Below are 20,619 nucleotides of genomic sequence, written 5' to 3' on the forward strand. Positions count from 1 at the left end.
GAATTCCTCCTCAACCGACATCTGGGGTGGTCTCCCCGACGGTAACCTCAGTTAGTAGGTAATATCATCCTTTTCTCAGGCAATTTCTGTGCTATCGTTACCGCTAATAACCCAGAGGCAGAATAAAAATTCCTAAAACATCCAATGACAGATAAATATCTTCTCGACCCGTCGGACATACGTGTTCTGCGAGTGCTGCAACGGGATGCATCGCTCTCCATTGCCGAAGTGGCAAAGGAAGCGGGCATGAGCCAAACGCCTTGCTGGCGCCGCATTAAGCGCCTGAAGGAACAGGGAATCATCCGCCAGATCACTGCCATTATCGACCGCGAATCCGTGGGTCTCGGCTTCGTGGCCTATTCCTTCGTCAAGCTTGCCGTTCCCAGCCGCGAGAACATGGAAACCTTCGACAAGCTGGTTCATCACTGGCCCGAGGTCGTTACCTGCGAGCGTATCACCGGTGCCGTCGACTATCTTATCAAGGTTGTGACCGATGATATCAAAACTTACGATAATTTTCTCCGGCTGAAGCTTTTGGACAATACGCTCGTCTCCGATGTGCAGTCACGCATCGTCGTGAATACGGTGAAGGATACCGTTGCCCTTCCCTTACGGGAAAGCTGACCCCTGATCGATTAAATCGCGCGCCGCTCAGGTGGCAAAGCGCAACGGAGACAGTCCCGCCGGGTCCAGGAAGGGCTGCTTGCCCGCAATCATGCTGGCCAGCAGACGTCCCGTCACCGGCCCAAGGGTAAACCCGTCGTGGCCGTGCCCGAAGTTCAGCCACAGCCCCGGAAACTTTACTGACGGCCCGACCACAGGCAGCGAATCCGGCAGACACGGCCTGCTGCCCATCCACGGCTGGTCCTGCAAGGCGCGCCCAAGCGGAATGAGTTCCTCCGCCCGGCGTTTCGCCAGCTTGATGATTGCCGGATTTGGCGGAGCATCGCGCTCGGCCAGTTCCACGCCCGTCGTCAGCCGAATGCCGTTGTCGGTCGGGGTCAGGGCAAAGCCATTTTCGACATCCACCACCGGACGGGACAACGAAGCCCCCGAAAGCGGACGGTAATGCATGTGGTAACCGCGCTTGACCGCAAGCGGATAGCTTTCCCCCAGACGCTCCAGCAGATCCGTCGACCAGGCCCCGAGAGCGACCACGGCCTGCCGGGCGAACACCGTTCCAAGTTCCCCCTCGACTTGCCAGCCACCGCTTTCCTGTTTCACCTTCCGGGCATCGGCACGAAAATACCCACCACCTTCATAGATAAAGTGCCGCCAGAACGTATCGATCACGGCACCGGGATTGGAGACAGAGCAACTCTCCGGCCAATGCACACCTCTCAGTCCCTGTGCTGACAGGGCCGGCTCAAGCGACCCTATGTCCCCTGCCGAAAGTTCCCGGTAGGCAACGCCGAACACCCTTGCATATTGCCGCTCGAAATCGCCTTCCTGAAACGCCGTCTCCGAACGGTAGAGATGCAGCCAGCCACCGTGGCGATAAAAGCGCTCCGCATTGGTCGCATGCGCCAGATCCAGATGTTCCTCGACTGCGAAGGCCCGGAACGGTGCGACCGCCCGTGAATAGGTTTCAACCCCCCGTGCGCTGCCGGCGGCATGGAACTGGCGCAGCCAGGGCAGCAGACGAAAAACGGTCGCAATGTCCAGGGAAACGGCGCTCGAACGACCGAACAGGATCCCCAGAAGCTTCAGCGGTTGCGTCGGCACCGCGTGCGGCACGAAACCATTGCGCTGGACAATGCCGGCATTTCCGAAGGAAGCTTCCTCGCCCGGGTGCTTGCGGTCGATCAAAGCAACCGAAAGGCCCAGCCGCTGCAGATGCAGTGCCGTCGATACGCCGACGATACCGGCGCCGAGCACCATCACGTCAAAGGATTGCATTTGCCTGTTTTTTGCTGTCATGCCTGTTCCGGACCGTGCCGTATCTCTGGCGTCCAGGGTCCGGATCCTTTAAGAGGCGAAAGTGCCTGCCACAACTCGCGGTCAAAGGACAACTTAAGATGATTCGATGGTGCGGTGCAGGCTTGGCATGGATCGGACGCAACGGAACGGCCGCTCTTGCTGTGAGTATTTTCATCGGCATGGCCTTGCCGTCCCTGTCCGCCTATCTGCGTCCCTATTTGAGCGTTGCCGTCTTCAGCCTGCTGACCCTGGCCTTTCTGCGCGTCGACACATTCGCCGTAAGAATGCGTCTGCGCCGGCCTGCGCTTCTGATTGCCGCTCTCCTGTGGATGATGATCGGCACGCCCTTGTTGACCTGGCTCCTGATCGATCTGTCGGGCCTGCGGGCTCTCGGCGCAGACGTCATGCTGGCCCTGTTCATCGCGACCGCCGCTCCGCCGGTGATGGCGGCCCCGGCCTTTATCTATCTGCTCGGCCTTGACGGCACCCTCAGCCTTGCGCTTTCCGTTGCCGGACTGATCATCACCCCGCTGACCGCCCCGTTCATCGGCAAATTGATACTGGGGCCTTCGCTGCCCCTCAGCGTCGGCGGACTTGCTCTTCAGCTTTCGGTTCTTCTCAGCGGCGCCTTTGTTGTCTCGATGGCCTTCCGCAAACTCGCCGGCGAGGAGCGCCTGGCCCGTTCGTCCCACCATATCAGCGGTCTCAATGTGCTCCTGTTGCTGGTCTTCGCGATTGCCGCGATGGATGGTGTCGCGGCGAGTTTTGCTGCAAAGCCGCTGTTCACGCTGGGCCTCACCGCCCTCACCTTCTGCCTCGCGCTGGTGCAGATTGCTCTCAGCCTGCTTGTGTTTTCGCCGTCGACCCGGGAAGATGCCTATGCGATCGCCCACACCTGCGGCACCCGCAACATGGGGCTGATGGTTGCCGCCTTCGGTGGCACGCTTCCGGAGTTCACCTGGCTCTGGTTCGCGATCGGCCAGTTTCCGATCTATATCCTGCCGCTGTTGCTGACGCCCTTTGTGCGCGTTTTCTGCCGTCTGAACGTCAAAACTGTGACGTAGCCCACCTGACAGGCAAACCTGCTAGGCTTACCTCTTGCCAGACCAGTCATCTCGCATGAGGAAAACGCCGTGCCCGTTCTGTCATCCACCGTCAAAAGCCTGACCGCTTCCGCAGGCCGCGGTCTGCTGTGTGCCGCAACGCTCCTTCTGGCCAGTGCAGGCCTCGCCCCGGCAGCCCTTGCCGGAGACACTGCCGAGCTTCAGCTTCTCGGGTTTTCCCGAAACGGCGACTTCTTCGCCTTCGAACAATACGGCGTGCAGGACGGCTCGGGCTTTCCCTATTCGGAAATCTTCATTGTCGACGTGATTGGCGATACCTGGGTGCCGCCCGCGCCCTTCCGCCTGCGCAGGGATGTCGACCCGGGCCCGGGTGATTCAGCCGACAACGCCCTCTCCGAGACCCGTGCGGAGAACCGTCTTGCCGCGCAGCCGCTGCTGCAGCAAAAAGCCATTGCCGGAAAAGGTCAGACCGTCGGCTTCAACCCGCGCACGGAATTGACCTCAGATCCTCACAAGATGCTTGTCGCCCCGCGCGTCACCTTCCTGTCGGGTGACGATCCAATCGACCTCACGCTGTCGGAATACCCCATGCCGAATGCCCAGTGCCAGAGCTACGGCGCCGAGACCAAGGGTTTCCGTTTGACCATGGTGCACAACGGCGTGACCCGCATCCTGAACGAGGACAGCAGCTTGCCCGAAAGCCGGCGCTGCCCGCTGGCCTACCGTATCGAGCGCATCGTTACGCATTTTCCGGATGAAGCCCCGCCTGTCTTTGCCGTGATCATCCAGATGGACAGTCACGGTTTCGAGGGGCCGGACCGCAGATATCTGGCGATAACAGGACGGCTTTAAGCGCATAAACCGTTTGAGGGCGGCACGGACATCTTGCCCGGCCGCACCAGAAGTGCTAGCGCGGCGGCACCATCAGAAACGGAACGATAACGGCCCGTCTGGCCTGTCCGGGAGTTTGCCATGCCGCGCGACATCAAGATTGCCCCCTCCATCCTCGCCTCCGATTTTTCCAAGCTTGGCCAGGAAGTCCGCGACGTCGTGGAAGCGGGCGCCGACTGGATCCATCTCGACGTTATGGACGGCCATTTTGTGCCGAACATCACCTTTGGCCCGGATGTCATCGCCAAGCTGCGCCCGCACACGGACAAGATCTTCGACACGCACCTGATGATCGCCCCTTGCGATCCTTATCTGGAAGCTTTCGCCAAGGCCGGGTCCGACATCATCACCGTTCATGCCGAGGCCGGCCCGCACCTCGACCGCTCGCTACAGGCCATCCGCAATCTGGGCAAGAAGGCCGGTGTCTCGCTGAACCCGTCGACCCCCGAAAGCGTCCTTGAATATGTGCTCGACCGGCTGGACCTCATTCTAGTGATGACGGTCAACCCCGGTTTTGGTGGTCAGAAGTTCATTCAGTCCCAGGTCGAAAAGACCCGCCGCATCCGCCAGATGATCGGTGACCGCCCGATCGATCTGGAAATCGACGGCGGCGTCACCCCCGAAACCGCCCCCCTCGTCGCCGCAGCCGGCGCCAACGTTCTGGTGGCAGGTTCGGCGGTCTTCAAGGGCGGCACGGTGGAAAGCTATGCCGGCAACATCTCGGCGATCCGGAAGGCTGCAGAAGAAGCTTGAAGCCGGCGTTCAGCGTGAAAACGCACTTTGGTCGACGGGAAATCTTCAGGTAACAACCTGAGCAAGCGGCCCATCCTTCGAGACAGGCTTTCAGCCTTCCTCAGGATGAGGTGGTGGGGACTGTGAGGCAACTTGCACGTCAGACTTTCCACACACTCCCCCTCATCCTGAGGAGGACCTTTAGGTCCGTCTCGAAGGATGGGCCACGAGCTCATTTCTTCGCCGCCGCTCCTCCTCGTCTCGAAAGCGCAGGAAGAAGATCGAACTCGCCTTTGATCAAGGCTTCTTTTTTTGTCGCGCCTCCAGCCTTTCACCTGTCGCTCACAGGTAATTGCGTCCGTGAGCTGCTCGAACTCGCAATTGAACACGAGTTCAACAGGTCGATACCGAGCTCTGTAACCATCATATATTCCCTGTTGATGTTCGCTGATCCGGCTCGCGAGATCCTTACGCGTGATGCCCGTGTAGTAGCTGCCGTTCGAACATCTGAGGATATAGAAAGTTACCTGCATTCAGATGGCATATCATGGCGTTAGCAGCTTGTGACTGATATTATGGCGCAAGCGGCCCATCCTTCGAGACAGCGCTTTGCGCTTCCTCAGGATGAGGTGGTGGGGGCTGTGTGGCTGTGGGGCTCTGAGACAACTTTCAATTCAGACGTCCAACAAGCACACCCTCATCTTGAGGAGGACCGCCCGGTCCGTCTCGAAAGATGGGCCCCAGGCACCGGCTTCACCCCCGACTGCCGGACACACGCCAAATACTTCCGCAACGCGTCTTTCCGTTGAGACGATCCCTCGGTTAAGCTCTCTCCGTTAAAGACTGGGGGGATTCGTCTTGGCGCATATGCAACGCAGTATCGGTCTGCTGGGCCTCACCTTCGTGGCGATCAGCGGAATTCTTGGATCTGGCTGGCTGTTTGCGCCCTTGATGGCCGCCCAGGCGGCAGGGCCATCGGCCCTCATAGCCTGGGTGATCGGTGGCTTTGCCATGCTGCTTCTGGCCGCGACTTTTGCGGAGATCGCGACGATCCTGCCGGTGGCCGGCGGCATCGGGCGCGTACCGCATTTCTCCCACGGCTCGGTTGTCTCCATGACGATGAGCTGGACAGCCTGGGTCGGCTACAACACCACGGCCACCATCGAGGTGGAGGCCGTGCTGCGGTACTCCAAGAGCCTTGCCCCCTGGCTTTACGGATCGGACGGGCTTCTCACCCCCCCTGGGCTGGCCGTTGCCTGCGTTCTGCTGGCCCTGTTTACCGTGCTCAACGCCTTTGGCGTCCGTTTCTTTGCCCGTATCAACACCGCACTGACCTGGGTGAAGATCCTTGTGCCGGCGCTGCTTGCCGCCGTCATTCTGACGTCCGAGTTCCGGTACGCCAATTTCAGCGAATACGGCGGTTTTGCCCCGGAAGGGCTGAAAGGCATTCTGTCGGCGATTTCCACCGGCGGTGTGATCTTCGCCCTGATCGGCTTCCGGCACGTGATCGATATGGCGGGCGAGGCTCGTAATCCGAAAGTCAATGTGCCTCTGGCGCTGGTGATCAGCCTTGTGGTCTGCCTCTTGATCTACGGCGGTCTGCAGCTTGCCTTTCTTGGCGCGCTTGACCCGTCACAGCTCAAGCAAGGCTGGGCAGCGCTCAGCTTCCCGGGTGAGCTCGGCCCCATGGCGGCCCTCGCCACCGCCGTCGGCGCGCTCTGGATCGTCAGCATTCTGGACAGCAGCGCCCGCATTTCCAGTTTTGCCTCGGCGCTCGTTTCCGTCAGCTCGAATGCGCGTCTCGGCCTGGCGATGGCACAGAACGGCTTGTTTCCGAAGTTCATGGAAACCCTGTCTGCCCGCGGTGTGCCGCTGTTCGCTCTGCTGATCAATTTCGCCGTGTCGGCGCTGTTCTTCTTCATCCTGCCGTTCAAGGAAGTGCTCGCCCTCAACACGTCCTCCATCGTGCTGTCCTTCGTTGTCGGCCCGGTCGCCGTGCTGGCCTTCCGGGAGCTGATGTCCGATGTGCCGCGTGCCTTCGTGCTGCCGGCTGCCCCTGTCACCGGGTGCTTTGCCTTCGTGGTCGCAAGCCTGATCATCTACTGGAGCGGCTGGGACACCATGCTGCACCTGGGCATCTGCCTGCTCATCGGTTTCCTGCTGATGATCTACCGCAACAGCCAGGGGGGCTTCCACAGTCTGGACTGGCGCGAAGCGGCCTGGCTTGCGCCCTATCTCGCAGGCCTGGTGCTGCTCTCCTGGCTCGGGTCCTTTGGTGGTGGTGCCGGATACCTGCCGGTCGGCCCGGATATTGCCGTGGTCTCCGCGCTGGCAGTGGCGATCTACATCCTGGCGGTGCGTCTGCACCTGCGCCAGGAGAAGTTCGATCAATACATGGCTGAGGAGAAAGCCGACGAGCAGATGGAATACGGCGATACCGAGTGACGGCTTGCGAACGCCGGATCAGCTGAACCGGCGGCCTGGAACTGGTTTTCCGGTCCGCCCAGGCAGTCTGTCCTTCAATCCAGAGGGATAGAGTTCAAGTCCCTTGGCAGCCAGTTCTTCCAACGTGATCCACCGCGCTGTACCGACGGTTTCGTCATTCACCTCGTAAATGATCGTATCCATCCGGTAATAGCTGTTGTCGGTGAAATGGGCGTGGCACAGGAAAACCACCTCATGGCCCGGGACGCCGTGATGATCGTAGATGTTCTCCATCACGATATAATCGTCGAGCAAGATGATCCTTGCTCCCAGTTCTTCCAGAAACTCTCGCTGAAGCGTATCGCGCCAGGGCTCGCCGAATTCCACCGTTCCGCCCAGCGGCCGCATACCGGTGATACGGCCCGTGTCGTCTCGGACATCGGCCAGAAGCAACGCATCGTCCTGCCAGATCAAGGCAAGCGCCTTCACCGAAATCGTGTTAGCCGGCCGCCAGATCGTCATCCGTGTCTCCTCAAAGACAGTCGCATCGCCTATGTGTGCACCGTAAAATTCACATTCAGGCACCCTGCTGCAAGTAAAAACCGCCTCTCCTCATTGAAGGGGCCGCGCCCCTCTGCTATTCCGCAGCCAGAATTTCCACATATGAGGTCCATTCGCAGATGATCCCGCGCTATTCCCGCCCCGATATGGTTGCCATCTGGTCGCCGGAATCGAAGTTCCGTATCTGGTTCGAGATCGAGGCGCATGCCTGCGACGCCCTGGCCGAGCGCGGTGTTATCCCGAAGGAAGCGGCCAAGACCATCTGGGAAAAGGGCGGCAATGCCACGTTCGACATCGACCGTATCGACGAGATCGAGCGCGAAACCAAACACGATGTCATCGCCTTCCTGACCCATCTGGCGGAAATCGTCGGCCCGGACGCCCGTTTCGTGCACCAGGGCATGACCTCTTCCGACGTGCTCGACACCTGCTTCAACGTCCAGCTGGTCAAGGCGACCGACTTGCTGCTGGCCGATATGGACGCCCTGCTTGAGGCGACCAAGCGCCGGGCGATGGAGCACAAGGACACGGTCTGCATCGGCCGCTCCCACGGCATCCATGCCGAGCCGGTGACCTTCGGCCTGAAGATGGCCGAAGCCTACGCCGAGTTCGACCGCTGCAAGAAGCGCCTGCTGGCCGCTCGTGAGGAAATCGCCACCTGCGCCATTTCCGGTGCGGTCGGCACCTTCGCCAACATCGACCCGGCTGTGGAAGAACACGTCGCCAAGGCAATGGGCCTCCAGGCCGAGCCGGTCTCCACCCAGGTGATCCCGCGCGACCGTCACGCCATGTATTTCGCGACCCTCGGCGTGATCGCCTCCTCCATCGAGCGCGTGGCAACCGAAATCCGCCACCTGCAGCGCACCGAGGTTCTGGAAGCGGAAGAATTCTTCTCCAAGGGCCAGAAGGGCTCGTCGGCAATGCCGCACAAGCGCAACCCGGTCCTGACTGAAAACCTGACCGGTCTTGCCCGTATCGTCCGCGGCTTCTCTATCCCGGCAATGGAAAACGTGGCTCTCTGGCACGAGCGCGACATTTCGCATTCCTCCGTCGAGCGTATGATCGGCCCGGACGCGACCATCACCCTGGATTTCGCATTGGCCCGTCTGACCGGCGTCATCGACAAGCTGCTGATCTATCCGGAGCGCATGATCGGCAACATGGACCGTCTCGGCGGTCTCGTGCACTCCCAGCGCATCCTGCTTGCCCTCACCCAGGCGGGCTCCTCTCGCGAGGATGCCTACCGTCTGGTTCAGCGCAATGCCATGAAGGTATGGGACAGCTACCAGGTGGCAGGCGCTGCCTCCGTCGACTTCCTGACCGAGCTTCTGAACGACCAGGATGTGCGCAAGTATCTGTCCGAAGAAGAAATCCGCGACCGCTTCGACCTTGGCTATCACACCAAGAACGTCGACGTGATCTTCGAACGGGTGTTCGGCAAGGCGTAAACCGCCACTGGAAACCCTGCCGGCTCGTCATCCCGGACGCAGCAAAGCGAAGATCCGGGATCGGAAGGCCAAGGCATAACCAAAAGTGGGAGAGCCACGGCAAACACCGTGGCTCTCCGGTCCCGGCTCGCACTTCGTTTGGCCTGGATGACAACGGATAGTAAAACGAAGTCGGGAATGGCCGAAGGTAGTCGCCTCCCTTTCTCATTCGGTAAAGGTAGAAGCGATGTCCGGCGAAAAGTCCCTTGTTGCCTGGCAGCGCATCGAGGCGCTCCTTGTCCTGTTTGCCTCGCTGGTCCTCTATTTCTGGACCGGGGCCCCCTGGTTGACCTTCGTCATCCTCTTTCTGGTGCCGGACCTGTCGATGCTTGGCTATTTCGCCAATCCACGCATCGGTGCCGTAATCTACAATCTCTTTCACACCTACATCGGCCCCGCCTTTCTGATGGGGCTCGGCGTGATCCTCACCGACTATGATCTCGACGCCTACGCCTTCTGGGACTTTGTCCCGATTGCAATCATCTGGACGGCTCACATTGCCTTCAACCGGGTTCTGGGCTACGGCCTTAAGAGCCCGGAAGGATTCAAGATCACTCATCTAGGCCGGATCGGCCGACAGGATAGCTGACCCATGAAAATTGCCATTGTTTCTGACATTCACGGCAATGTCCTGGCTCTCGAGGCCGTGCTGGCAGACCTGAAGCTGGAAGCGCCGGACGTGATCGTCAATCTGGGTGATTGTGTCTCCGGCCCGCTCTGGCCGGAGGAAACCGCTGCCATCCTGCGCGAAACCGCCTGGCCGACCGTACGCGGCAATCACGATCGCTTCGTCCTGGACCACCCGATCGACAAGCTGGGACCGACAGACGTCTTTGCCGCCGAGCGTCTTTCGCAGGCCAGCCGCGACTGGCTGGCAACCAGCCAGCCGACCATCCGTCTGACCGACGAGATTTTTCTGTGCCATGGCACGCCGGACAATGACGACCGCTACCTGACTGAAAAGGTGGAAGGCCCCAAAGGTCACCTGCCGGACGAACAGGCTTTGCTGGACGAACTGAAGGGCGAAACGGCGCCGGTCGTCTGCTGCGGTCACACGCACATTCCAAGGCTCATCCGGCTGCAGAAAACCGGGCAGATCCTGCTCAATCCCGGCAGCGTCGGCCTGCCGTCCTACGAGGATGACCACCCGAATCGCCATGTGATGGAAGCCGGCAGCCCCCATGCCCGCTATGCCCTGATGACCGACAACCACGGTGCGTGGAACTTTCAGGAAAAGATCCTGACATATGACTGGGACGCAGCCTCAGCCGAAGCGGAAAAGAACGGTCGCCCGGGCTGGGCACGTGCTCTCAAACACGGATTTTACGGCCCGCTTTCCTGATCGCCTGCCGATCACAAATGACTGAGCGAGGCAATTTCGCGGAACGAAGCCAGCTGATCCACGTTTTATATCCATGATGATCATGGAGTACGTCATGCCGGTCTGGAAATCCGTTCTAAGTCACGTAGCCATCGGCGGCCTCGCGCTCGGCTTGGCTTCACCCGCATTCGCTGCACCCCTGCCTCTGCATACGCTCTTGCCAGTACGCGTACAGGCACAGACGCAGGAGGCGCCGGCAAACGTTCTGAAAGTCGACCACAGGCGCGGGCACAATCCACATCGTGGCTACAACAAGCACAAAGGTCGCCATTATTACAATGGGCACCGGGGCTACCGGAACTATCGCCAGGGCTATCGCCGCTATAACGGCTGGTGGTTCCCGCCGGCAGCCTTTGGGTTCGGCTTCGGCGTTGCTCCTCCACCCCGCTACGCGGCCCCACCCGTCTATGCAGCTCCGCCCCGCTACGCTGCGCCCCCACGATACGCCGCTCCGCCGCGGTACCGCCGAGGCTACAGCCCCGCTCACTATCAATGGTGCGACCAGCGCTACCGCTCCTACCGCCCGGTGGACAACAGCTTCCAGCCCTATCACGGACCGCGCCGTGCGTGTGTCTCGCCCTATGGGCCGTGAATGTGAGCGAAGCTTGCCAAACAAAGAGCCGGTCCATGGACCGGCTCTTTTGCATTCCCTTCAATCCCCACCCCTCCTCTTGCCTGACGCGATTGACAAGCGCACGGAAAAACTGCGAGACAGCGGCACATCTTGGATAGCCACTCAAAAGGTGTAGCCCGTGAAAATTTCTGACACCGATATTCTGCTTGTTCCCGGCTACGGCAAGACCCTGCCGGGCCATTGGATGCTGCGCTGGCGCGACAAGATGGCGAACGCCCGTGTAGTGAAACAGGCCGAATTGCACAGCCCGAGCAAGAAGGAATGGCTGGAAACGCTCGTCGAGGCAGTCGACGCCGCCGAGCGGCCCGTCGTGCTTGTCGCCCATTCGCTTGGTTGCATCCTGGTTGCCCATGGCGCACATGCGCTGAAGGGCAAGATCGCCGGCGCCTATCTGGTCGCTCCGTCCGATTGGGACCGCGAAGGACTGGTGGCCGAATTTGACGGCGGTGATTTCAAGCCCATTCCGGAGCAGCCGCTGCCCTTTCCGGCGCATCTTGTGGCCAGCCGGGACGATCCCTATTGCGACTACGCGCGCGCCGAACACTTTGCCAAGGTCTGGGGCACCACCTTTCAGGACGCCGGGGCCGCAGGCCACATCAACCTGGAAAGCGGCCACGGCCCCTGGCCGGAAGGCATGATGTCCTTCGCGCATTTCATGAAAAAGCTGGGCTGATTTTGGTCAGGTCCGCGCTGAGGATGCATCCATCAGCACACCGATCCGCGTCGCCACCCAGTAGCTCACCGGAGCGGCAATCGCGGCGCCTGCAGCCGCGCCGCCAATCAGCAGCAAGGCGTTGAAGTCGCCGACGCCGTAAATGGAGAGCGGAACAAGAGCACCAAGTCCGGCCAATGTCGGTCCGATGATGATGAACAGTATCAATGCCAGTTTCCACATGAGGGTCTCCCATCGGGAAAGCGGCGGTTCTCCGTCCTGAGCAGCGCCGTTAGCAAGGGTTGATTATGGCACATAATCAACTTGCAGACAGAGGCTCAGAACCGTCGCGGTTTCGATACTTCAATACTTGCGCAATTTAGAAACTTTCAGCATTGACCCAGGTCAAGCCTTGCCACAGGCCGGGATCAGTATCCGCCGGCCGGCCCGGTTTCCGGTCCTGACAGCCAGGCAACTTCCTTGAGCGCCGCTCTTGCGGAATGATCGAGGAAAAGCGTGTCGACGCCATGGGACATCAGCCGGAAGCCCTGGTTGTAAGCTTCCTCGACCTTGTCGGCGTTGAGGCAGAAAATCCCGGCAAGTTTGCCCGCAGCAACCGCTCGTTCCGCAATCTCACCGGCGACTTTTCCTGTGTGAGCACCGTTCGGATCAAGCGACGCGCCCTTCGACAGTGCCAGGGAAAGATCGCTCGGGCCGACGAACACGCCGTCGAGACAATCGACACTCAGGATCTCGTCCAATGCATCGATGGCATCCTGGGTTTCGATCATGGCAAAGGCAAGGGTCTGGGCGTTGGCGTTTTCAAGATATTCGTCACGGGTCTGCCCGCTCAGCATGGCTGCGCGGAACGGCGACCAGCTTCGCTCGCCTATCGGCGGGTACTTGACGGCGCGCGCAAAGATTTCTGCGTCCCGGAAGGAATTGATCATCGGCGCGATGATGCAATCGGCCCCCATGTCGATCAGCCGCCCTGCAAGGGCGTTATCGCCGACGGGAATACGGACGATGCGGTGGGCGCCTGCCAGGGCAATGGCAGCCATCGCCTCACAGGCGGACGCAAAATCATACATGCCGTGCTGCAGGTCCAGCGTCACCGCCTCGTAACCCGAGCGCGCAAACAACTCCGGAACCATTGGGGCGGACAATTGCGACCAGCCGGTAATGACAGCTTTTCCGGAACGAAGCTTGTCGGCAAGAAAGGCATTATCTGACACGGGACATCTCCTCCGTAAGTGGAGGTATCAAATCCGCCGGCCGGCACAACCGCAAGCGCTCTTTTTGCATTTCCGCAAGCTTGGTTGACGCAAAGAGAGAAGGCATTTTTCTTGTTCACATCCGAAAGCGGACCGAATTTTCTTGCGCCTGTGCCGGAAGACCTGCCTGACAATGCAAAACGCCCGCCGTTTCCGGCGGGCGTTTGAAGCGTCAAATCTAAGAAAGCCTGGATCAGCCTTCTTTCTGCAACTGGTCAACTGCCGTGTGCATCAGTTCGTCCATCGTGCGGCGAATCTGATGATCGGACTGGTCGACGTTGTTGGCGTCGAAATCTTCGCGAAGCTTGCGGAACACGTCTTCCTCGCCCGGCTCCTCGAAATCGGACCGGACGACTTCCTTGGCGTATTCGTCGGCTTTTTCGCCTTCAAAGCCCAGAAGACCGGCCGCCCACAACCCCAGCAACTTGTTGCGACGTGCGGTTGCTTTGAACCGCAGCTCCTCGTCATGCACGAACTTGTTTTCAAACCCCTGCTCGCGCTTGTCGAATGTGCTCATACTCATCGTCTCCTGAACTGCGCTGATGCATTTCTCCCCATATGGGGCTGATTTGGTGTCTTGCATATCCCCGCGCGACGATCAAATCAACGCAGTACCTGCACGCATGCGTCAAAAGCATAACCGTCCTGCGCACTCTCCGGAAACATAAGATTGTACTTTTGCCCGGCTTCGGTTAAGTTCCGCGCCGCAAAACAGGGCCATCTGCCTCTAAGCATCGGCCGGTCGACGGACATCGTCCCGGTGGATTTCCAGACAAGGTTAGCATGTCCCGTCAAAGTTTTCTCTAAAAGACACGGTATAGCCAATGAACCGCCGTCGGCGCATTTATGAAGGTAAGGGCAAGATCCTTTACGAAGGTCCGGAACCGGGAACCCTGGTTCAGCATTTCAAAGACGACGCGACCGCCTTCAACAACAAGAAACACGAGATTGTTGACGGCAAAGGCGTGCTCAACAACCGGATTTCCGAATATATCTTCAATCATCTGAATGCCATCGGCATCCCGACTCACTTCATTCGTCGCCTCAACATGCGCGAACAGTTGATCCGGGAAGTCGAGATCATTCCGCTGGAAGTGGTCGTGCGCAACGTCGCCGCCGGTTCCATCGCAACCCGTCTGGGTCTGGAAGAAGGCACGCAGTTGCCGCGTTCCATCATCGAGTTCTACTACAAGAACGATGAGCTCAACGACCCGATGGTCGCGGAAGAACACATCACCGCATTCGGTTGGGCAACCCCGCAGGAACTGGACGACATGATGGCGCTTGCCATCCGCGTCAACGATTTCCTGTGCGGCCTGTTCCTGGGTGTCGGCATTCGCCTTGTCGACTTCAAGATCGAATGCGGCCGCCTGTTCGAAGGCGACATGATGCGCATCGTCGTGGCCGACGAGATTTCCCCGGACAGCTGCCGTCTGTGGGACATCGAGACCAACGACAAGATGGACAAGGACCGCTTCCGCCGCGACTTGGGCGGCATGCTGGAAGCCTATCAGGAAGTTGCCAAGCGGCTTGGGATCATGATGGCCAACGAGCGCCCGGCAGGTTCCGGACCGACCCTGGTCAAGTAAGACGCGCCACTGATGCAGTATTGACACAGGCCGGGGCAATCGCCTTGCATGGCCTCTACGTCAGGATTGCGACCAGAGGCATTGTCAATTATGACGCCCCCTCGTTTAACAAGGGGGCGTCATGTCATTTAGATTTTCTTCCATTTTCAAAGCTGCATCGATTGTACTTCTGTGCGGTCTTCTCGCTGCCTGTCAGACCTCCGGCCTGAAGCCCGGCAGCATTTCCTCCAGCTTTGCTCCCAAGGGTTGGGCCAGCAAGCAAAGCGGCAACAAGACCGTCTATGTTTGCCTTCCACCCAGGTGCAAGTCGCCTGAAGTTGTCGTGGTGGGCCCGATCAAGGTCAAAGGCGATGCCGAAACGGCCATCCGGCAAAACCTGCTTTCTGCCGAATTGATGAATGCCGTCGGCAACATCGCCAATGTGGCCTCAAAGGGCGAAGTGCGCTTCAAGACCAAGCGCCGCGTCGTCACCAAAACCTATACCGGCTTCGACATGACCGCCCGGTACCGGACGGACAAGGGCAACCTTTACGTGTCCGGACGCGTCATCTTTCAAAACGACCGCGGCAGTGCCATTGCCTCCTTTGCAAAATCAAGCTCCAGGGCAAACGCCAATCTGAGCCGCTTCCTGAAGCAGACGACGATCAGGCGCGTGCCGTAATTCGCAGGTTTTCTGCTCACAGGCCTTTCGCAAATGGGGCTCCTCGTGTATGGGGAGCCCCAAAGTCATTCAACTGCAGAATCTGCAGTCTGCTGCGGAGATCCCAATCATGAAAGCACGTGTGATCGTCACCCTGAAAAATGGTGTTCTCGATCCTCAGGGAAAAGCCATCGAAGGTGCGCTCGGCGGCCTCGGCTTCGGCGACGTCGGCTCCGTTCGTCAGGGCAAGGTGTTCGATGTCGAACTGACCGGCTCCGACAAGGCAGCCGCCAAGGCTGAACTGGAGCAGATGTGCGAAAAGCTGCTCGCCAACACCGTTATCGAGAACTACGCGATCGAAATCGCCTGACCGAGACTTCGACACCGGGGCACCGCCAATGGATGACGATACCCGCAAGGCCCTGATCTTCATGGCCACCAAAGCGGCGATATTCATTCTGGTGCCCGCAATCGCGGCCCTGATAGCCGTACTTGTTCTGCTCTGAACCGACTGGATTGCCCACATGAAAACCGCAGTCATCGTTTTCCCAGGCTCCAACCGCGACCGTGACATGTTCCACGCCCTGGAACTGATCACCGGCACCAGGCCGCAAAGCGTCTGGCACACGGAAAGCACCTTGCCGGATGTGGATCTCGTGGTTGTGCCGGGCGGCTTTTCCTACGGCGACTATCTGCGCTCCGGCGCGATTGCGGCCCGCTCCCCGATCCTCAAGGATCTCGTGGCCAAGGCCGACAGCGGCGTTGCCGTACTGGGTGTTTGTAACGGCTTCCAGATCCTGACCGAGGCAGGCCTGCTGCCGGGCGCCCTGATGCGCAACGCCGGTCTCACCTTCGTCTGCCGCGAAGTCCTGATGGAAACGGTCACCAATGCCACAAGGTTCTCGTCGAAATTCGAGAAAGGCCAGGTCTGGCGCTGCCCGGTGGCCCATCATGACGGCAACTACTTTGCCGATGCCGACACGCTGAAGCAGATCGAGGACAACGGCCAGGTCGTGTTCCGTTACGCGGGCGACACCAACCCGAACGGCTCCATCAACGACATTGCCGGCATCATGAATGCCAAAGGCAATGTGCTCGGCATGATGCCGCACCCGGAAAACCTGATCGAGCCGCTCAACGGTGGCCTCGACGGACGCCTCCTGTTCGAAAGCCTGCTGGAAGCAGCCTGAAAACCATCCGGGAGGCGGGCATGACGGAGCTGACACTCGACAAGGATGCCAGAACCCGCCTCGCCTCCGAGATCAAGCATTATCTCGAAACCGATCTGGATATCGACATCGGCAACATGGACGCCGAATTGCTGATCGATTTCCTGACGCCGTCTCTGGGGGCCAGGTTCTACAACCTCGGCCTCAACGATGCCCAGGCACTCCTCGCCCGCAAGGTCGACGACATCAACGACGAACTCTATGCCCTGGAAAAACCGGTTCAGGATCGCGGCTGACCTGAACGGCATGTAGCGGCGCGAATACTCCGCCGCAGTTCAAGTATGCTTACCTCTCGCGAACCCAAACCGCCCTCTCTCTTGTCATCCCCGCGCAGGCGGGGATCCAGTAACCTGCGGTCTCGGCCGCTTCGCATCATCCCGTCAGCTCCGGCGGCTACTGGATCCCGGTCTTGGCGCTGCGCACCAAACCGGGATGACAAACGGGGTTGGGGAAGACGCAGTAGCGCGCACCGCCTCTCAGCGAAAGCAGCCCCCTAGCGCTCCAATCAGCAAGCCCCCCCCCACGAACCCAAACCGCCCCCCTCCTTGTCATCCCCGCGAAGGCGGGGATCCAGTAACCGGCGGTCTCGGCCGCTTCGCATCCCCACGTCAGCTCCGGCGGCTACTGGGTCCCGGTCCTGGCGCTGCGCACCAAACCGGGATGACAAAAGCAGGGGCTAGTGAAGCTACTGAAGCTCAGCCGACAGGCGGTTCAGGCCGCCTGGCTGCGCTTTTGCTTGGGGGAGTAGCCGAACCGGCGGGAGAAGGCTCGGGAAAAGGCTGCGGGGCTTGCGAAGCCGCAGAGGCTTGCAACCGCCTTGACCTGCCGGCCGGTTTCCAGTTCGGAGCGGGCAATGTCCAGACGCCAGTTGGAGAGATAGCCCATGGGGGTTGTCCCGACGAGTTCCTTGAAAGTCACCGCGAACTGGGTGCGCGACATTCCCGCCGTTTCGGCCAGCCTCTCCAGCGTCCAGTGTTCTCCGGGCACCTCGTGGATCGCCACCAGGGCAGCAGCGAGGCGCGGGTTTGCCAGACCGTTCAAAAGGCCCGTATCGGCCTTGCCTTCCTCGATGGCGTGACGCAGCAACCGGATCACGACAACTTCGCACAAACGCTGGAACGCTGCCTGCCCGCCACATCTGGGCATGGTGGCTTCCTCGATCAGCGGTGTCACCACCGCGGACAGATAGGGGTCTTCCTCCATCGGCACGGAAATACAGTCCGGCAGGGCACTGATGAGCTGCCTGCCAACGCCGGAGATCGTAATCCGGGCCGCGACAAGCAACGTCTCGTCATCGGCAGGCTCCATTCCGGAAAGCGTGTGCTTTCCGTCCCGGACCGGACAGAAGACCAGTCTCTGCCCTCTCACCGGGCTTTCGTAGATCCTCAGATTGGGGTCGTTGGCGCCATCACCTGCGGTCAACGAGATGTCCACCTGCACGCGAAGCCGGTCGATGAGTGAAGACAGCCGGTCCAACCTGCCATTGAAGGACGTTCGATATGGGACCGGCATTTCCGTACTCCTGAGCACTTTTTTAGAATGTTTATGGCGCTTTCGTTCACTACCTTACAGCTATTCGCAGGAAAATGGAAATCCTGCCCAGCCAAATGAGGAAAACATGCTTGTTCCACGCCAAAAAGTGCCCGGCCTGACGGTCGAGACACTGACCTCCGGTTCCTTCGATCTGTCCAAGGACAATGCCGACTTCGCAACGCTCGTCGTTTTCTACCGTGGTCTGCACTGCCCGATCTGTGCCAACTACCTGAAAGAGCTGGGCCGCCTGACTGCCGATTTCGCCGAAAAGGGCGTGAAGACTATCGCAATTTCGTCGGACGACAAGGATCGCGCGGAAAAAATGGCCGAAAAAGTCGGCCACGCAGACCTGCGTTTCGGCTACGGCCTGCCGCTCAGTGTCGCAAAGGAATGGGGGCTTTACATTTCCACCAGCCGCGGCACCACGTCGATCGGCATCGACGAGCCGGCGCTGTTTTCCGAACCGGGCGTCTTTCTGGTGAAATCCGACGGCACACTCTACTTCGCGGCCGTCCAGACCATGCCGTTCGTGCGTCCGCACTTCCAGGAAATGGTCGGTGCGCTCGACTTCGTTCAGAAGAACGACTATCCGGCACGCGGTGAATATACCGGCGCAGTCTGACAGCACCTGCAACGAGACGTTAAAAAAGGATGCCGGACACGGGCTGCATCGTGTCCGGCATCAACAAAGACTTGCCGGGGGCAGCAGGTCCTTGTCCAGGGGGATCTGGAGCGATCTCCGCATCAATACCGGCCCTTGTGCCGGCTTTCCGTATCCCAGAAGGGGCGCATTGCCTCGGCAAGCGCTGCTTCCCGAGTCAATCCAAGGTCTTCAAGGGCAGCATCTGACAATTCCAGAAGCTCCAGGCGGGTGCGGCGTCTCACAAACCAGGCCTTCAGATACCTGAAAGTCGTTTTGGCAAGACCGCCGGGGATCCGGAGCCGCGATATCGGGCGCCCGGACATTGTTTCGATTGAACTCATTTGAACCATCTCCAGGGTGACAATCATATCAATTGGATGCATTGTAGCGCAACAATCATATGAATTGACTCTGTTTGGGATGCAATATATTAAATTGTCACCATGACAAATTGGCACCCAGAGATTCCCGAGGGGCAAGGCCCGCTCTACATCCGGTTGGCGGACCGCATCGCCGAGGATATTGCCACTGGCGCGCTGTCGGCCGGTACCAAACTGCCGCCACAACGCGACCTTGCGTACGATCTGGGTGTCACCGTCGGCACCATCGGCCGCGCCTATGCCCTGATCCGCCAGCGTGGTCTGGTGAGCGGAGAAGTCGGACGCGGCACATTCGTTCTCGGCAGCACGTTTGAACCTGCCCTCGAAGAAGACTCCAAACCCGATCTCGACCGGCCAGCACATCAGGCAAACGGCTCCGTACCGCAAGAGGCATCCGCCTCTTCCTGGACCCAGGGCGCGATGCATATGCCCAAGGACGTCGCGTTTGGCGGCACACGGGTGATGGTGCCCTCTCCTGAAGCAATCCGCTTCGACAGCACCTCAGCACCCGAGATCGGTCAGGCTGCTGCTATCGGACGGCTGACAACCGATATTACCCGCGAAGCACCCTACGAGATTGCCAGCTACACCCGTTCCGTGCCCGAAAGCTGGCGCCAGGCAGGACGCATCTGGCTGTCCCGCGCCGGATGGGAGCCGCCGGAAGGCAGCATCGTACCGACGACAGGTGCCCAGGCGGCGATCATGGCCATCATTGCGGCGACGACCGCCCCTGGCGATCAGGTGGCCTTCGAGGAACTGACCTACAGCTCGATTGCCCGTGGGGCAGCTCTTTCCGGCCGTCGCCCGGTCCAGATCGCACGCGATGACGAAGGCCCCCTGCCCGAGGACCTCGCCCGGGTCTGCGCTCAAAAGCACCCGAAGGTGCTGTTCGTGATGCCGACCATGCATAACCCGACCCTTGGCATGATGGGCGAACAACGCCGTGCAGACATTGTGACCATCGCCCGCCAGTACAATCTGTGGATCATCGAAGACGAGGTCTACGGATCCCTGCGCGACCTCTCACCGCCCCCGTTAGCTGCGCTGGCGCCCGAGCGCACGTTTCATGTCGGCTCCCTGTCCAAGTCCGTCACCGCAGGCGTACGCGGTGGCTGGGTCTCCAGCCCGTTGTCTCATGCACAGCGGATCTACACCGCCCACAAGATGCTGACCGGCGGCATCTCCTTTCTGCTGTCGGAGCTGTCCGCCCGGCTGGTTCTGTCCGGCGTTGCCGAGGAAATCCGCGGGAAAATTCTTGCCGAAGTCTCGGCCCGGCATGAGCTGGTGCAGAAGTATCTCGGCTCCTACGACATATGCGCCGCCGCAGATGCACCGTTTCTGTGGTTGAAAGTACCCGAACCCTGGCTCTCCGGCACCTTCAAGGCGGCGGCCGCTGCCGCCAATGTGCTGGTCGACGACGAGGACGAATTCAAGACCGGCAGGTCCGGCAAGGTCTATCACCGTGTGCGCATTGGCATCACCAATCCAATGACCCGGGACGAAACCGCCAAGGGCCTGCTGATCCTGCAAAATTTGCTGGAAGACAGCGGAGCCTGCTACGACAGTTTCGAATAGCTCCCCTCAA

The 20,619-nt window shown here is 59.9% G+C and carries 26 protein-coding genes; 18 read left to right on the forward strand and 8 right to left on the reverse strand.

Annotated features, from left to right (window positions below; genetic code table 11):
• Positions 1-144: 144 nt before the first annotated feature.
• Positions 145-624 (forward strand): Lrp/AsnC family transcriptional regulator, encoded by a 480-nt coding sequence (locus AC2A6O_RS12570; RefSeq protein WP_006939550.1) that lies wholly within the window; start codon positions 145-147, stop codon positions 622-624.
• 27 nt (positions 625-651) lie between these two features.
• Here the strand turns inward: AC2A6O_RS12570 and AC2A6O_RS12575 are convergent, their stop codons facing one another.
• Positions 652-1,920 carry an NAD(P)/FAD-dependent oxidoreductase gene (locus AC2A6O_RS12575; RefSeq protein WP_498927432.1) on the reverse strand — a complete coding sequence of 423 codons (1,269 nt, stop codon included), beginning with the start codon at positions 1,918-1,920 and terminating at the stop codon, positions 652-654.
• 98 nt (positions 1,921-2,018) lie between these two features.
• Between AC2A6O_RS12575 and AC2A6O_RS12580 the strand changes: the two genes are divergently transcribed.
• From AC2A6O_RS12580 to rpe, 3 genes are all read left to right on the forward strand, one after another.
• Positions 2,019-2,984, forward strand: coding sequence for a sodium:proton symporter (locus AC2A6O_RS12580; protein WP_498927434.1), 966 nt, complete (start codon positions 2,019-2,021; stop codon positions 2,982-2,984).
• A 69-nt stretch (positions 2,985-3,053) separates the two neighbouring features.
• Positions 3,054-3,836: a DUF2259 domain-containing protein gene (locus tag AC2A6O_RS12585; protein WP_498927436.1), complete on the forward strand. Its 783-nt coding sequence runs from the start codon at positions 3,054-3,056 to the stop codon at positions 3,834-3,836.
• 120 nt (positions 3,837-3,956) lie between these two features.
• Positions 3,957-4,628: a ribulose-phosphate 3-epimerase gene (gene rpe, locus AC2A6O_RS12590; protein ID WP_148586379.1), complete on the forward strand. Its 672-nt coding sequence runs from the start codon at positions 3,957-3,959 to the stop codon at positions 4,626-4,628.
• Here the strand turns inward: rpe and AC2A6O_RS12595 are convergent.
• Complete coding sequence (locus tag AC2A6O_RS12595; RefSeq protein WP_498927438.1) at positions 4,580-5,140, reverse strand: GIY-YIG nuclease family protein; 561 nt, start codon at positions 5,138-5,140, stop codon at positions 4,580-4,582. The genes rpe and AC2A6O_RS12595 overlap by 49 nt on opposite strands.
• Before the next feature lie 334 nt (positions 5,141-5,474).
• Here AC2A6O_RS12595 and AC2A6O_RS12600 point away from each other — a divergent pair, with 334 nt between their 5' ends.
• Complete coding sequence (locus tag AC2A6O_RS12600) at positions 5,475-7,052, forward strand: APC family permease (RefSeq protein WP_148587312.1); 1,578 nt, start codon at positions 5,475-5,477, stop codon at positions 7,050-7,052.
• Between the two features lie 18 nt (positions 7,053-7,070).
• On the opposite strand, the gene AC2A6O_RS12605 is transcribed toward AC2A6O_RS12600, so the two are convergent.
• Positions 7,071-7,553: an NUDIX hydrolase gene (locus AC2A6O_RS12605; RefSeq protein WP_148586377.1), complete on the reverse strand. Its 483-nt coding sequence runs from the start codon at positions 7,551-7,553 to the stop codon at positions 7,071-7,073.
• Positions 7,554-7,711: 158 nt separating this feature from the next.
• Here AC2A6O_RS12605 and purB point away from each other — a divergent pair, with 158 nt between their 5' ends.
• The 5 genes from purB to AC2A6O_RS12630 all read left to right on the forward strand — a co-directional run bounded on the left by purB (position 7,712) and on the right by AC2A6O_RS12630 (position 11,767).
• Positions 7,712-9,040 carry an adenylosuccinate lyase gene (gene purB / locus AC2A6O_RS12610; protein ID WP_148586376.1) on the forward strand — a complete coding sequence of 443 codons (1,329 nt, stop codon included), beginning with the start codon at positions 7,712-7,714 and terminating at the stop codon, positions 9,038-9,040.
• Positions 9,041-9,266: 226 nt separating this feature from the next.
• A complete protein-coding gene (locus AC2A6O_RS12615; RefSeq protein WP_498927441.1) occupies positions 9,267-9,668 on the forward strand; it encodes a DUF4260 domain-containing protein in 402 nt (133 codons plus the stop codon).
• 3 nt (positions 9,669-9,671) lie between these two features.
• On the forward strand, positions 9,672-10,421 hold the full coding sequence (locus AC2A6O_RS12620) for a metallophosphoesterase family protein (RefSeq protein WP_498927443.1): 750 nt from the start codon (positions 9,672-9,674) through the stop codon (positions 10,419-10,421).
• Positions 10,422-10,515: 94 nt separating this feature from the next.
• Complete coding sequence (locus AC2A6O_RS12625) at positions 10,516-11,052, forward strand: BA14K family protein (RefSeq protein ID WP_498927445.1); 537 nt, start codon at positions 10,516-10,518, stop codon at positions 11,050-11,052.
• Between the two features lie 160 nt (positions 11,053-11,212).
• The gene (locus tag AC2A6O_RS12630) at positions 11,213-11,767 is read left to right on the forward strand and encodes an RBBP9/YdeN family alpha/beta hydrolase (RefSeq protein ID WP_498927447.1); all 555 of its coding nucleotides are present in this window, start codon (positions 11,213-11,215) and stop codon (positions 11,765-11,767) included.
• Between the two features lie 6 nt (positions 11,768-11,773).
• On the opposite strand, the gene AC2A6O_RS12635 is transcribed toward AC2A6O_RS12630, so the two are convergent.
• The 3 genes from AC2A6O_RS12635 to AC2A6O_RS12645 all read right to left on the reverse strand — a co-directional run bounded on the left by AC2A6O_RS12635 (position 11,774) and on the right by AC2A6O_RS12645 (position 13,537).
• Complete coding sequence (locus AC2A6O_RS12635) at positions 11,774-11,989, reverse strand: hypothetical protein (protein ID WP_498927449.1); 216 nt, start codon at positions 11,987-11,989, stop codon at positions 11,774-11,776.
• 185 nt (positions 11,990-12,174) lie between these two features.
• Entirely contained in the window at positions 12,175-12,981 is an 807-nt protein-coding gene (locus AC2A6O_RS12640; RefSeq protein WP_498927451.1) for an HpcH/HpaI aldolase family protein, read from the reverse strand.
• A 232-nt stretch (positions 12,982-13,213) separates the two neighbouring features.
• Positions 13,214-13,537: a DUF1476 domain-containing protein gene (locus tag AC2A6O_RS12645; RefSeq protein WP_148586371.1), complete on the reverse strand. Its 324-nt coding sequence runs from the start codon at positions 13,535-13,537 to the stop codon at positions 13,214-13,216.
• Positions 13,538-13,844: 307 nt separating this feature from the next.
• On the opposite strand from AC2A6O_RS12645, the gene purC reads away from it, so the two are divergent.
• From purC to AC2A6O_RS12675, 6 genes are all read left to right on the forward strand, one after another.
• The gene (gene purC / locus AC2A6O_RS12650; RefSeq protein ID WP_148586370.1) at positions 13,845-14,609 is read left to right on the forward strand and encodes a phosphoribosylaminoimidazolesuccinocarboxamide synthase; all 765 of its coding nucleotides are present in this window, start codon (positions 13,845-13,847) and stop codon (positions 14,607-14,609) included.
• A 121-nt stretch (positions 14,610-14,730) separates the two neighbouring features.
• Positions 14,731-15,270 (forward strand): hypothetical protein, encoded by a 540-nt coding sequence (locus tag AC2A6O_RS12655; protein ID WP_498927453.1) that lies wholly within the window; start codon positions 14,731-14,733, stop codon positions 15,268-15,270.
• 106 nt (positions 15,271-15,376) lie between these two features.
• Complete coding sequence (purS, locus tag AC2A6O_RS12660; RefSeq protein ID WP_148587309.1) at positions 15,377-15,619, forward strand: phosphoribosylformylglycinamidine synthase subunit PurS; 243 nt, start codon at positions 15,377-15,379, stop codon at positions 15,617-15,619.
• 28 nt (positions 15,620-15,647) lie between these two features.
• Positions 15,648-15,755 (forward strand): phosphoribosylformylglycinamidine synthase-associated small membrane protein, encoded by a 108-nt coding sequence (locus AC2A6O_RS12665; RefSeq protein WP_006932457.1) that lies wholly within the window; start codon positions 15,648-15,650, stop codon positions 15,753-15,755.
• Between the two features lie 18 nt (positions 15,756-15,773).
• Positions 15,774-16,439 carry a phosphoribosylformylglycinamidine synthase subunit PurQ gene (purQ, locus tag AC2A6O_RS12670; RefSeq protein WP_148586368.1) on the forward strand — a complete coding sequence of 222 codons (666 nt, stop codon included), beginning with the start codon at positions 15,774-15,776 and terminating at the stop codon, positions 16,437-16,439.
• Between the two features lie 20 nt (positions 16,440-16,459).
• Complete coding sequence (locus tag AC2A6O_RS12675) at positions 16,460-16,714, forward strand: DUF2164 domain-containing protein (RefSeq protein ID WP_498927456.1); 255 nt, start codon at positions 16,460-16,462, stop codon at positions 16,712-16,714.
• Positions 16,715-17,189: 475 nt separating this feature from the next.
• Here the strand turns inward: AC2A6O_RS12675 and AC2A6O_RS12680 are convergent, their stop codons facing one another.
• Entirely contained in the window at positions 17,190-17,990 is an 801-nt protein-coding gene (locus AC2A6O_RS12680) for a helix-turn-helix transcriptional regulator (protein WP_498927458.1), read from the reverse strand.
• Positions 17,991-18,096: 106 nt separating this feature from the next.
• Between AC2A6O_RS12680 and AC2A6O_RS12685 the strand changes: the two genes are divergently transcribed.
• Positions 18,097-18,633, forward strand: coding sequence for a peroxiredoxin-like family protein (locus AC2A6O_RS12685; protein WP_148586365.1), 537 nt, complete (start codon positions 18,097-18,099; stop codon positions 18,631-18,633).
• Between the two features lie 122 nt (positions 18,634-18,755).
• Here AC2A6O_RS12685 and AC2A6O_RS12690 read toward each other — a convergent pair whose 3' ends face one another.
• Positions 18,756-18,995: a DUF1127 domain-containing protein gene (locus tag AC2A6O_RS12690; RefSeq protein ID WP_498927460.1), complete on the reverse strand. Its 240-nt coding sequence runs from the start codon at positions 18,993-18,995 to the stop codon at positions 18,756-18,758.
• Between the two features lie 102 nt (positions 18,996-19,097).
• Here AC2A6O_RS12690 and AC2A6O_RS12695 point away from each other — a divergent pair, with 102 nt between their 5' ends.
• Positions 19,098-20,609: an aminotransferase-like domain-containing protein gene (locus AC2A6O_RS12695; RefSeq protein WP_498927463.1), complete on the forward strand. Its 1,512-nt coding sequence runs from the start codon at positions 19,098-19,100 to the stop codon at positions 20,607-20,609.
• Positions 20,610-20,619: the final 10 nt, after the last annotated feature.

The sequence above is a fragment of the Labrenzia sp. ATLA3 genome, from assembly GCF_057180185.1.

Excerpts from the sequence above, each read along its gene's own strand:
- AC2A6O_RS12655 (WP_498927453.1), top strand. The coding sequence starts at position 14,731 with ATGTCATTTAGATTTTCTTCCATTTTCAAAGCTGCATCGATTGTACTT.
- AC2A6O_RS12690 (WP_498927460.1), bottom strand. The coding sequence starts at position 18,995 with ATGAGTTCAATCGAAACAATGTCCGGGCGCCCGATATCGCGGCTCCGG.
- AC2A6O_RS12680 (WP_498927458.1), bottom strand. The coding sequence starts at position 17,990 with ATGCCGGTCCCATATCGAACGTCCTTCAATGGCAGGTTGGACCGGCTG.
- AC2A6O_RS12645 (WP_148586371.1), bottom strand. The coding sequence starts at position 13,537 with ATGAGCACATTCGACAAGCGCGAGCAGGGGTTTGAAAACAAGTTCGTG.
- AC2A6O_RS12580 (WP_498927434.1), top strand. The coding sequence starts at position 2,019 with ATGATTCGATGGTGCGGTGCAGGCTTGGCATGGATCGGACGCAACGGA.
- AC2A6O_RS12605 (WP_148586377.1), bottom strand. The coding sequence starts at position 7,553 with ATGACGATCTGGCGGCCGGCTAACACGATTTCGGTGAAGGCGCTTGCC.
- AC2A6O_RS12575 (WP_498927432.1), bottom strand. The coding sequence starts at position 1,920 with ATGACAGCAAAAAACAGGCAAATGCAATCCTTTGACGTGATGGTGCTC.
- AC2A6O_RS12665 (WP_006932457.1), top strand. The coding sequence starts at position 15,648 with ATGGATGACGATACCCGCAAGGCCCTGATCTTCATGGCCACCAAAGCG.
- AC2A6O_RS12625 (WP_498927445.1), top strand. The coding sequence starts at position 10,516 with ATGCCGGTCTGGAAATCCGTTCTAAGTCACGTAGCCATCGGCGGCCTC.
- AC2A6O_RS12675 (WP_498927456.1), top strand. The coding sequence starts at position 16,460 with ATGACGGAGCTGACACTCGACAAGGATGCCAGAACCCGCCTCGCCTCC.
- AC2A6O_RS12620 (WP_498927443.1), top strand. The coding sequence starts at position 9,672 with ATGAAAATTGCCATTGTTTCTGACATTCACGGCAATGTCCTGGCTCTC.
- rpe (WP_148586379.1), top strand. The coding sequence starts at position 3,957 with ATGCCGCGCGACATCAAGATTGCCCCCTCCATCCTCGCCTCCGATTTT.
- AC2A6O_RS12595 (WP_498927438.1), bottom strand. The coding sequence starts at position 5,140 with ATGCAGGTAACTTTCTATATCCTCAGATGTTCGAACGGCAGCTACTAC.
- AC2A6O_RS12695 (WP_498927463.1), top strand. The coding sequence starts at position 19,098 with ATGACAAATTGGCACCCAGAGATTCCCGAGGGGCAAGGCCCGCTCTAC.
- AC2A6O_RS12685 (WP_148586365.1), top strand. The coding sequence starts at position 18,097 with ATGCTTGTTCCACGCCAAAAAGTGCCCGGCCTGACGGTCGAGACACTG.
- purQ (WP_148586368.1), top strand. The coding sequence starts at position 15,774 with ATGAAAACCGCAGTCATCGTTTTCCCAGGCTCCAACCGCGACCGTGAC.
- AC2A6O_RS12600 (WP_148587312.1), top strand. The coding sequence starts at position 5,475 with ATGCAACGCAGTATCGGTCTGCTGGGCCTCACCTTCGTGGCGATCAGC.
- AC2A6O_RS12635 (WP_498927449.1), bottom strand. The coding sequence starts at position 11,989 with ATGTGGAAACTGGCATTGATACTGTTCATCATCATCGGACCGACATTG.
- AC2A6O_RS12570 (WP_006939550.1), top strand. The coding sequence starts at position 145 with ATGACAGATAAATATCTTCTCGACCCGTCGGACATACGTGTTCTGCGA.
- AC2A6O_RS12615 (WP_498927441.1), top strand. The coding sequence starts at position 9,267 with ATGTCCGGCGAAAAGTCCCTTGTTGCCTGGCAGCGCATCGAGGCGCTC.
- purB (WP_148586376.1), top strand. The coding sequence starts at position 7,712 with ATGATCCCGCGCTATTCCCGCCCCGATATGGTTGCCATCTGGTCGCCG.
- purC (WP_148586370.1), top strand. The coding sequence starts at position 13,845 with ATGAACCGCCGTCGGCGCATTTATGAAGGTAAGGGCAAGATCCTTTAC.